9 protein-coding genes are annotated in these 11,532 nt (G+C 51.7%); all 9 read right to left on the bottom strand.

All coding sequences use genetic code 11. From position 1 onward, the window contains the following. A partial coding sequence (locus NKJ21_RS27120) for a hypothetical protein (RefSeq protein ID WP_254733373.1) occupies positions 1-454 on the bottom strand: 454 nt, incomplete at its 3' end. After that, positions 454-2,343 (bottom strand): hypothetical protein, encoded by a 1,890-nt coding sequence (locus tag NKJ21_RS27125; RefSeq protein WP_254733375.1) that lies wholly within the window; start codon positions 2,341-2,343, stop codon positions 454-456. The genes NKJ21_RS27120 and NKJ21_RS27125, both read right to left, overlap by 1 nt. Positions 2,344-2,418: 75 nt before the next feature. Then, complete coding sequence (locus tag NKJ21_RS27130) at positions 2,419-5,484, bottom strand: host specificity factor TipJ family phage tail protein (protein ID WP_254733377.1); 3,066 nt, start codon at positions 5,482-5,484, stop codon at positions 2,419-2,421. After that, positions 5,481-5,861 carry a hypothetical protein gene (locus NKJ21_RS27135; RefSeq protein WP_064175435.1) on the bottom strand — a complete coding sequence of 127 codons (381 nt, stop codon included), beginning with the start codon at positions 5,859-5,861 and terminating at the stop codon, positions 5,481-5,483. The genes NKJ21_RS27130 and NKJ21_RS27135 overlap by 4 nt, the downstream gene beginning before the upstream one ends. Before the next feature lie 9 nt (positions 5,862-5,870). After that, positions 5,871-6,353, bottom strand: a complete 483-nt coding sequence (locus NKJ21_RS27140; protein WP_102001211.1) for a DUF1833 family protein — start codon at positions 6,351-6,353, stop codon at positions 5,871-5,873. Continuing rightward, positions 6,340-6,813, bottom strand: coding sequence for a hypothetical protein (locus tag NKJ21_RS27145; RefSeq protein WP_023159427.1), 474 nt, complete (start codon positions 6,811-6,813; stop codon positions 6,340-6,342). Before NKJ21_RS27145 ends, NKJ21_RS27140 begins: the two co-directional genes overlap by 14 nt. Positions 6,814-7,125: 312 nt before the next feature. Further along, positions 7,126-7,461 (bottom strand): hypothetical protein, encoded by a 336-nt coding sequence (locus tag NKJ21_RS27150; protein ID WP_015958316.1) that lies wholly within the window; start codon positions 7,459-7,461, stop codon positions 7,126-7,128. An 83-nt stretch (positions 7,462-7,544) separates the two neighbouring features. Next, a complete protein-coding gene (locus tag NKJ21_RS27155) occupies positions 7,545-10,898 on the bottom strand; it encodes a phage tail length tape measure family protein (RefSeq protein WP_254733379.1) in 3,354 nt (1,117 codons plus the stop codon). Between the two features lie 119 nt (positions 10,899-11,017). Further along, a complete protein-coding gene (locus NKJ21_RS27160; protein WP_032712205.1) occupies positions 11,018-11,350 on the bottom strand; it encodes a lipoprotein in 333 nt (110 codons plus the stop codon). Positions 11,351-11,532 lie beyond the last annotated feature (182 nt).

Consider the following 11,532-nt stretch of genomic DNA (forward strand, 5'->3'; position numbering starts at 1 on the left):
TCGGTTGTCCGGTTGCATCGGTCGTCGGCACAACTGATAAAAGCGCATTCGCATAGCCGTTTGTTTCGGTCGTGGAAAAATGCAGGAGCTGGTTGTTGAACGTGGACAGGGACCCGGCTTTTGTTACTTTTACCCACGCCACAAACAGCCAGTGCGTATCGCTGACTTTCATGCAGCTGGCGGCATCCAGATCAAACCCGTCGTTTTTTACGCCAGCGAACACCATGCCTTTATTTGCTGCGCTGTAGGTTTTAGCCAGGGAAAACACCCCGGTGTGATCGTTATAGGCTAGATCGTGGATTATCGCTCCAGCAGCTAAATCTTTACCTCCTCCCATTGCGTCGACGGCCATATCAAATACGCTACGGGTACCTTTGTTAATGCTTTTATCGCGATAAAATTTCTTCCCGGTATCGTTAACCACTCCCTTTAACACTTCAATTCTTCCGCTCATTACAATACCCACCCTTTTAATTTCATAAAGTTGTAAACGAACTCGGCATTAACATCTGCTCCGGCATACAGCGCATACTCTGGTGTGACTGAACCCGATATACTCTGGCTGGGGTGCAAATTGTCGTAACGTAACGATCTCGGGGTTACGCCATTATTGATATCTTCGACATCTCCTGGTGACGTCGGATCATAATGATTCATGAAGTTTTGCAGCAGATCGACACCATTAATCTGGCAATAATTATCTGGAAAATTCTGTTTATATAAGTTATTTAAAATGCGGACGTAATTATTATTGGTTGAACCCGTTGGCTCAGTCCCACCAGGAAAATCAGGCAATATCACAAATCGTTTTCCCACCGATTTAAGCCATGACACCATCGCCAGCGCGTTACTGATTATCAAATCAATCTCAGAAATGTTATTTCGACCCAGCCAGAAAATATTAATACACTCATCATGCTGATCGTACCTGGTTCCGCTCGGCGCACCGTTTGTTACTGAAAACCCTGTTATCGGATAAACGATCACCGGAGTGGGCACACTGACTGTCACCACAGCGCCAGCAGCAGTCCTGGTAAACGTCGCATTCGTCCCGTCCCAGCCAAACATCCCGTCAATACCCGCAAAGGAGCAGGCAATACTGGTGGCGGCAGCATTACCAAAAATGCGATTTGGGCCGGGTTTAGCGGGGCTTAACGTCACTGCACCAGAGGCGGGGATGACACCGCCAGCAGGAGTGTAAAACGTTCGGGCAGCTCCCTGGCGGCTGGCGATACCTTCAGATGTCAGTCCAGACTTGCCAAAGTTGTAGGTATAAAGGCCTGTCAGCTGGGCGAGCCGTGAAAGAAAGCGGCCGTTCTCCATGAAGCTGTGACCCCATCCAACCAGTTTTGGCCTGGCGATATAGGGATATTCTTTAAAGCCTGGGCCCTCGGCATAAAACAACCCGCCGGGGGCATTGTCGGCTCTGTCTGACGTCCATACGATCCGGTCCAGAATATCCGGCCGGGGATTCGTTTCGTTGCTGCTCCCTGTCGTTACGGCGATTTCTTTCTTATTCTCAGTATCATAAACGCGAACCTGTGATTTCCCGCTGGCGTCGATCTGCGTGAATGGTGCGTAGGGGTTAACTTTTGGCGGTTGTAAAGAAAACAGATAAGCCTGTTGCCATCCGATGGATCGCTGTATGTATTCATCCAGATCAAACTGAATGCTTTTATCTTCGTCCAGGATGACATATCTCGCGGGGTTCAGCTCATACTCACCCGATGCGGAGCTGAATTCCGTTGTGCCGCTGAGCACTTCGAGGTTTGTTTTATCCATCGTTCCCAGGATACCAGCAGGATTAATACTCTTCCCGTTAACTGACAGGCCACAGAAATCAAATAAGCCGTTTTTCAGCGCGACCAGAATGTTGTATTCGCTGTCCACCACAACAGAATCGTATTCATCATTTAATTCTGTCATCGTCCTGAACGTCGTGGTTTCAGACAGCGCAACCAGGGGGGGCAATTTACTGACCACTATATCGGAGGGCATACGCCTGCCGGTCGCGGTGAGTGTGCCGCTGATATTGATGTATTCATCTGCGAGAGCATCGTCGGCTGTGCTACGAACGAACGTTGCAGAGCCAACCTGAATGTTCGCGATATCCGCCTGCGCTTCCGGGAGGGTCATATACTGACGGCTCAACGGAACCAGGTTGCGCCGGATATCGTCCAGCGTAGTCGAAATCCGCGACATGATACCTCGCCAGGTATCCAGATCAGCCCCGGAGCGGTCAGGGAAAACCAGTGCCAGGCTATTCAGCAAATTATCCAGGCGAGTGGCGTTATCGAGCAGCACCGCGGGCGACGTGCTCCCAAGTGGCGGATCAAAGGCCATGTTTTTTGCTCCAAAACGGTATTCGCCCAAACGAGGGTTTGAGCGAAAGAAAAGTTGAAAGGGATTTTTTTGATATTAAGCAGCGTCGCCGGGGTATGAGGCGTCGTCGTACTGGTAGAACGATTCGAGGTATTCTTTAGCGGTGACCTGACAGGTTCCGTCAGACTGCGGGGCGATCTCCTCTACAATGGCGTCGTAGACATGGCGCGTTGAGCCGCAGAACACCAGGCGGATCGGCTCAATGGTTGCCGACGACAGGTCAACCTTCATCGGATCATCAAACTCACTCAGGTGCGGGACTGACAGCTGAAAATCACCCACCCTGCTTGCCACCATCAGCCCGGATGCAGAGCCATCCTGATAGCGGATCAGCGTGCGGGGATTTTCGAAAGACCAGTCCAGCGGCTCCGTGACGGTGAACGTTGTCACGCCACCCGCCGTTGTCATCGCCTCCACCAGACAGGAAATCGTGTTGTTACCCGGAATATCATCCGTCAGCACAATGCGATCGCCCGTGTTGTAGCACAGCGCGTCCAGCTCGGTAGTGGTCTGGAACGTCACCCGCTGCTGCAGGTATTTCATCAGGCGGCGCATCCCGATTTGGTAGGCGTGATCCTCATTCAGTACCCCATCGAGTTTGTAGGCCTCGATTTTCACCGGCGTAGGATTGTCTGGCGTCCGGCATTTAACGGTCTCCTCTGCCCAGGTAGTCCCGTTGATGTATGTCACGTCGACGCCATCAAAATCATCGTCAGACGGTACGGTAAATCCGCTCTGCAGCTCCTCCACCATCTCATGCGGAGTGATCACGCCAGTCCAGGGCTTAATCCCCTCACGGTTGACCGTCGCCAGGCCATCACTCAGCAGAAAACGTGACTTCCCGGTATTGGCTATCTTCTGCAGCATTTCCAGCGCAGAGATACTGTCGCCGGTAGCAAAGTCGAAATACTCGCCGCGTGGCGTCCAGTACGCGGACTCCAGCGCGTTGATAGTGTCGACATCCATCTCCAGCCCCAGCGAGTTCCCGACATGCAGCAGCGCTCCCGAAATGGTTCTGGCCGTTCCTGAGTCATAGGCCCGCGTGGCCACCACGTTTACGCGGCGGTCCGACTGAGCCGCCAATTTGCCCCCCGTCTCAACGGTCACCGCCATCAGCGACACGCCGGGATAGGATGAAGGGCGCGTCAGCAGTCGCCCGCGCAGTGCCTGCCAGTACATCGAATCCCTGGCGTTGTTTGAGCCCTGCTCATTGCGCCGGCGACAGCGAACCTCTACCAGCCCTGGTGAGCTGAGGGTGATCCGCTCAGTGAATCCCAGCCCGTTGACGTTTTTAAGCGCATACTCTCCCTGGTGACTCACCCACCCCGATCCGGAACCGTAGACGCGATACTGAATCTCCCACTCAACATGCCGAAGCCGCTTTTTCCCCTTGCTGTCAAAGCCACAGATGCCGTTCGGGAAGGAGAAATTCACCTCGAACATATCGACGGTCTCATTTTCAGGGCAAACCAGGAACGGCCCCAGCCAGCTCAACGTGTCGTTAAGACCAGTGGCCTCATAGTCGATCATCGTCCGGGCGGTGAATCCCGGCCATGACTCATCAACGGCACCATTAACCAGGCGCGCCACCGTCGCCGTTGTGCCGTCGGTCGAGACAATGCGGTACTCATTCCCGCGGTGAGCAAGTGAAAGCCATTGCACCCCCTCCGGCATGCCGGAAAAGGCTGTTCCCGTGGCGCTGTTATAGGCAAGCGTCACATTCGCCGTTACCGCCGGGCTGCCGCCGGTTGATGCCGTGCCGGAGGTGTAAACCGGAGCATCACCGAAAACAGCTGCAGGCAGCGAAGAGGACGTGATCGCCCCACCCGCGAACGGACTGGCCGACTCGGTTATCAGTACGGTGCCGCCGTTGTCCTGTGCAACCAGGCCGGAGCCAGTGAGTCCCTCGGTGATGGCCGCCAGCAGTCCCGACATCGAGACATAGTTAGCCACCAGCGACACCGGGTAGGTAACCCCCTGCCAGGTGATCGTGAACGTGCTGGAGCTGGTCGAAAAATCGTAGGTGGTCGGGGCCGCACTGGCCTGGACTTTTGCCGCACTCCCCCCGGTGCCGGGCACTGCAGCCTGACCGGGGGTATATGACGCGATAAACAGATCGTAATCGACTGAGTTAAACCCCAGCGTCACCGGCATTCCAACCACCGGCGCGATCTCCGTCAGCAGCGGGCTTGCGATAACGCTGTATCCAGCCGCCGTGGTGATCTGGTAGTTCGCCGGGGCTTTCAGTTCGACCACGGCGCCAGCGACCCAACTGGGCGGCAGTGCGTTATCGTTCTCGTCATCATCATCATCATCCGTATCCAGCCCCGTAAACGTTACGCTCGAACCGGATACGGTCATGCTGTCTGCGATAATGTCGTCTGCGTCCGGCGACGTCTGGGCCATGTCCAGCCCGGTGCCGGATGACGTCCCGCCCACTTCGGTGGAGTTGACCCAGTTTTCGCTGCGCTCATCGCCGGAAACGTCCGCGCCTGGCGGAAAATAGGTGATGTTGAAACCCGGCAGCGTTGAAGCTGGCGTACTGCCAACCCGGATATCGCCATTGGTATAAATCAGTTCACCGACTCCGAGGCATAGCAGCATCTGGACGCGCATTTTCGTAGGATCGGCGGCATCGAACCGGGTAACCGGCTGCACCACATAATCTGGGTAGATACGCACCCGGCCAAACACCTCACGAATGGCATCACCGAGTTTTGCGGTGTTGGCCCGCGCCGGGTTCAGGTCGAGACTGCGCCCTGTGGATGAGGTATAGCCGCCCGTATCAATGGTGCTCATCAAAACAAGCGAATAGGCTGCAGCGGCAACGGAGATACCGATACCGATCCACGCGATTGTGGCGGCCTCCAGCCCGAATGGAACCGGATAAAGCCTGACATCACTATCAGGGCGAATCACGCAGGTGGCCCACTCACCTGGAGGAATTAACAGCCCCTCAACCTCAACGGTAAGCGGTGGGACATCCCGATCCTCGTAGCCTTCAACATTTGCCACCAGCCAGCTGCGAATACTGGTTACACCATGCTCATGCGTTTCGAGTGGTTCACCGGGAAGCCGGGACGGGTAAAAACGAATGGTCATTGCCAGAACTCCACTTTGACAAATCGCCGCTTAAACCGCGGCAACGGCAGAAAGGTGACGTTCGTACCCGGGTTGCATTCCGCCACATGCAACAGACCATCGATACTGACCACGATCCCTACGTGGGTGACAGTCGACCCGGAATAACAGGCCACCCCGGCACCTTCACAGGGGTCACAACGTTTCAGCGAAAGCATCAGCTTTCTCGCCTCCCGGTCGAGGCCCCCTCCGTCTTTGGTCACACCTGCAAAATCCGGCCAGACGGGTAAATTCAGATCGCGGCGTATCTCGTTCACAATGCCGAAGCAGTCAAGTAGCGGGTAGGCTCTGCCGCCCTTCTGCCATTTAACAGAACGGTATTTATCAGGGTTGAACATTGGGATTCCTTAGCTGATATAACGCAGTCCGGGGAATACAGGGAGCGTGTAGCGGTAACGCGGCCAGGCGGTATCGAGGATGTTCATGTAACCCGCAGTGATCTGAACCTCTGTCGCCGTCCAGGAGCCCGACTTTATTTTCAGCGTATACGGCACTGCCGCAGGCGCTGCTAAATCCGTAGAGATATAACTCCGGTACGTCAGCCATGCAGGCAATCTGTTAGCCAGGGCATAGCGGATCGCCGTGGACACAACACCATCGATATTGCACAGGGCAAATTTGAGGTCCTGCGTGCCGTCCGCATTGCGCGCCGGCAGCGCAATGTCTATCGCACAGGCTGAAAACGTTACGGTATCGCCGTTCTCCGTCGTTGCCGTGATGTTCTCGTAACCCTGGCACAGATAATGGACGTCAGAACCAATGGTGATCTCCAGCGTTTCAATGATCACCTCCGGCCCGCTGCTGGCGTAGAGGCGTTTAATCTGCGTCATGCTTCGGCCACTCCTTATTCAGCGCAATATCCAGCAGTGAGCTGCCGACGATCCATTCCGGGTAATTACCCCATGGGGCAGGAGCAAGGGGGCGCTCCCATAATTCAAGCGTTGCCGTGTACTTCCAGTAAATCGGGGCCACCAGCACCGGTCCCTGATAAATATCTGTGAAGCGGCATTTGTAAAACTTAATGCCCGCCGGCGTCTGCAGCTTCATCATGAACCACGCTGCCCCGTCAGATAACGCATCACGGAACCAGGACTCAAACGCCAGGCCCTGCGCATCGGTTTCCATAAACCAGGTGATGCTGGCCTGCGTCGGCGTGGACGTAAAAGCTCGCCTTTGTCTCGCGCGACCGGTGGTTAACTGGGTTCGTTTTAACGGGCTTACAGGCTGAAATCCGTATCCTTCCTGTAATGGCATAGGGAGGCTGTCATGTGGGTAGTAGATATCAGTCATGCAGTCTCCCGGTAAAGTATCTCGAATAAAATTTCACCATTAACCTCAGGAGGGTATTCATTTCAGAATAAAGCACGATGGAATCGAAGATAACTCTTATTTTTTGGTTCAGATTAACGAAGATAAAAATCTTATTAAATCGACACAAACACACAAGGCGATATATTTATCAACTCATCTCAAGAGCTAAAAGAAATCAAAAACGCAGCATTATCAATACACTAATTTATTGACTTTAATTTGAGCTTACATTGTTTCGGCACAGCCACATATCAAAATAAAAAAGGGCAATGTGCCGACAGGCAATATACGTCAATGTGACTGCTTATTTAAAAGCAACTCCTGAAGAAGAAGCGCAATAGAAACAAAAATCAAAACCCCACAAAAAACAATTTTTGCAAAATCATAGTTAAACACGGTTGTAAGCGTATCATTATTATATAAGTGATTATGCCTATAGGAATAAGTTGTGTAGATATCATCGCATATTTCAAGAATTCCACCGACTATCAAAACAAGCCAAAGAAATGAAAACTTCACTCGGACCTCCTTACGTTTACGTCTCCTATTGAAGATAAGTCCGCCAATAAAAAGAGGAATCATAAAAGCTATAAAGTCTTTAAATGTAAATGTTAACAACGCTTCCATTAATAAGATCCTTGTGTTTTCTTGCACCTACTCAGATTGTTAGACTTACCTACCTAATCAAGTCTCAGCTAATGCAGTTTAGCTTACCTAGGACCGTGTCGTGTATAGTTTCCTTTTAGAGCGTTGCCAAAAGCTCCTTGTGGCATGGTAACCTCCTTTGTGAGTTCACCTTTTAACTGCCTGGAAAGCTGTCGATTATTCTGATTGAGTGTAGCGCTCAACTGCTCCGGAGTAATACCCTGGAGATGAAACTCCTGATTAATCGGCGCGTGTACAGTTGTTTGCCTACGGTTATCGCTGTTAACGTTCTGAACACCAGTACCAAACCCTGTACGCCCCAGAGTTGCATCAAGCGGTTGGCCATTTCGAAGTGCCTCAAGCTGAGACACGCCGATCCGGTTCGTTGATGCCTGGTCGAAGACGTACTCTCCTTTGTGAACAATACCCGCTGGCTGATACTTACCACCGGGGCCTGTGTAACCGCCGGAGGCGAAGCCAACACCTGAAACAGCCTGGATATTTGAGACGATACTGGCAGTCTGCGCAGCGATTGAGGCCATAGCGATGATGTTGGCCGGATAAGGCGCGCTAACTGCACCGCTTGCTAAAGCCTGCTGGATTTTCACCATTGAGTCCGCGATAGCGAATGCCTTGCTCGCAGCAAAAGCGACCTTGTAGATTGCCGATTGCTCACCAAACCCCGTTCGCATGATTTCAGCGGTGCTATCAAACAAGGACTGCGTGGCCGCAGATATGATGGTGTTTTTCTGAGCCTCTATGACCTGATTTGCATCCGCTGCACGCTGACGAATCGAGGTCATTCTGGCCTCACCCTCGGCAGTTATTTCACCGGCCTTCGCATAAGCTTCCTCCTGAGCTGCCAGCCAGCGCTGGAGCTCTTGCTGAGCCTGGTCATATTCGTTGATTTGCCCCTGCATCCCCTCAAAAGTTCCAGAGAGTCGCCCTCCTGTGGGTGTCAGGTTTCCTACAACATTACGAACCGTCGAGGGCAGTTGCATATCGGTGTTTTGATAAATATCTGCCCGTGTTTTTTCATATTCACCGGGTTTTAGTTGCCCGGTTGCTTTCGCTTTCTCCAGCAGTTCAAGACGAGTTTTAAGCAGATCGTTGGTCCGCTCATCCTTCGTCTTTACCTGTTCCTGCATTTTCCGGTAATCGTCCAGGGTTTTTACGGAATTTTGCAGTGCCTCCTGCTGCTTATATGCCTGGAGGATTTCATCTGAACGGGAAAGGATCGACTTCTGGTCAGCGGTGAGCTGCGTTTTAGACTTGAGGTCAGCAATCTGTTGCTCGAACTTGATTCGCGCCTGTGTCGCGCTGTTAAGCTTGTCACTGGCATCCAGCTGGGACTGCATGGCAGCAGTCTGCTGGTTTATCTGATCAAGAAGCCGGGTTGCTGCGTCCTCTGTATAGGCTTTTTCTTTGTGGGTCTTGGGCTGCCCAGCTTTTTTGGCCTGCTCAAGTTCCTTTTCCCTTACAGCAATTAGCGCATTGGCCTGATCGATTGCTTCTTTATTTCCTGAGAAAGCAATTTTTCTGGACTGTGCTCTTGCCTCCTTTAACCGAGCTTCTGCACCGGCAACCCTGTCTGCCGCCAGATACTCCTTATTAATCCAGTCAACGGAATTTTTTACCGCCTTATTACCTTCAATGGTAAGTGTGTTCATCGTGGTTTGCAGATCTAATGCCTGGCCGATAAACCTCATCGTAGGGTCAATTGCGCCACCAAGCGCTACGTTTTGCCTCCCCTTATCCGCTGCTGTGTAATAATTTTTGACCTCAATAGCTGCAGCTGTCCACGAATCACCTATTTTCAGGATCTCCCGTCGATGCTTATCAATATCAGCATTCAAGGCGGTGAAATTAGCAGAGTCCTTGTATTGGGCTACCTTTGTCCTTGCCTCGTCATAACTAAAACCAACGTCGATAAGCTTATTTATTGCTTCGCTCGCACCGTCATTAGTCGTTATAAACATACTACTGACTTCATCAATCGCCTGACCAGTCTTGTCAGATATGGCAACCATATTAAGCGCCAGCCGTTCTGCAGCATCTCCGTTAGCGCCAAGAGACGTTGTGGCTATTTTTGTCGCAGCATCAATTTCCTGTCGGTTCTGATAGACGGCATAAGTTAGCAACCCAACTGAAGCAGCTGCTACGCTATAGGGATTAACAAGACCCATGACATATGTGCCAACGCCCTTAATCGCTGGCCCAATGCCGCCAAACATATCTTTGAGCTGACCGCCCTGCTGCATAAGAACCATAAACGGTGACTGCCCGGTAGAAAGACCGACAACGATATCGGTCATCTGAGCAGGGATCATGCGCATAGCGTTGGCAGTCTGAGCTGCAGATTGGCTTGTTTTACCCAATTGCGCCTGGGTTTTCTCCAGAGCATCTCGGGATTCTGCAAGTTTACTGTTGAGGCGATCGTAAGCCAGGGGCGACAGCATCCCGGATGTTTTAGCTGTATCCAGCTGGCGCTGCTGCTCGTTCAGGCGACGGAATGCTTCACCTACGGGATCTATTTGGGCCTCAAGGCGACGCAATGCGGCAACCTGCTCGTCGTGAGCCTTGGCTGCCTCGCGTTCTGCCTGAGCAGCTCCAGTAATCTCCCGGCGAGTCTCCTGCAGTTTTTTGCTGTAGGTGTCGAATTGGGCGGTATTTATTTTCCCTGACGATAGTGCAGAGGATAGTTCCGCTTGCTGTTGATCCAAATTTTTCAGAGCCGCTGACAGGGGGTCAATGCGGTCAATCATCCTCTGAAATGCCTGGGCTTGAGCCTCTTGTTGCTTAATTGCATCAGCCGCAGCTTTTTCTGTGTCGCGCTGGGCTTGGGCTTCTCCAGTTAGCTCCTTGCGAGCATCAGCAATTTTTTGACTGTAGGCATCATATTGTTCGAGGCTTAAATCACCTCGTTGAGCAGCAAGATAAATCTCTTTCTGCTGTTCTTTTAATCCTCTCAGGCCGCTGGATACGGGATCAATTTTATCCAGCATCCTCTGGAATGCCTGTGTCTGGGCCTCCTGCTGCACGGCAGCCAGTTTGCTGCCCTTTTCTGCTTCTCGTTGAGCTTGTGCAACGCCGCTTAACTCATCGGTCGTATCATTCAGCATTTTGGAGAGAGTGCGAAACTCTTCCTCGTCAATTAGCCCCTTGTCGAAGTATTTTTTCAGCTCACTAAAGCGGCGGCCAACCGTATCAATTGCAGCACCAACCGGATCAATGACTGCTCGCAATTTATTGAGCGCATCCTTTTCCTCGTCAGTCGCTTTTGTCACTTTGAACATGCTGGTTACGGCTTTATCACCAGACTGAGTCATCTTATCAAGCGCAATTGCAAGGCTGTCAGCCTGTTTTTCTGCCCCAGAGCTATCTATAACAATGGCCAAGCGGGAAGTTTGTTCTGTCATTTGGCGATCTCCGGGCAATAAAAAACCCCGCCGGAGCGAGGTTAGATTTTTAATAAACAATTACTGTCGATATATGATAATTGTTGCGATTATTGGAACAGAGACAATGGCAGCCAGAATTAACCTGAGACTTTGCTATCTGAACACTTAACTGTTTTAAGAGATTCAAGCTGCTGAAGACGTGCCTGCGCCTTTTTACGCGCTTCACTTTTGGCCATACCATTACCGATACCGAAATCTCCCAAAGCCCCCAATACGGTACGCCCATCAAACTGACCTGTAGTTTCGATTTCGTTCTGAATGCTGTGCGTTTTTGCGATTTCCTGCTTAATTGCGGCACAATCTAACGCAGCAGACTCTTCGCTAGTTACGGATGGAGCTTGCGGATACTGCTTAGTCGCGCATCCAGAAATAACAAACATCCCAGCTATTACCATCATTAGTTTCTTCATTTTATGCTTCCTATGATTACAATCGGAAACATCCTAACACATGGATACAGGCAGACAATGATATGACTATTTCTCTTTTGCTTGTCTTTTCTGCTCCGCTGCCCACTCGTCACGCCACGCATCATCGAGAGCCAGTATCGCTGCGTCAAACTCAATGCGGTCGATCAGGATGGTGCGCGATG

The sequence above is a fragment of the Klebsiella sp. SWET4 genome, assembly GCF_024296565.1.
GTDB lineage: Bacteria > Pseudomonadota > Gammaproteobacteria > Enterobacterales > Enterobacteriaceae > Klebsiella > Klebsiella variicola.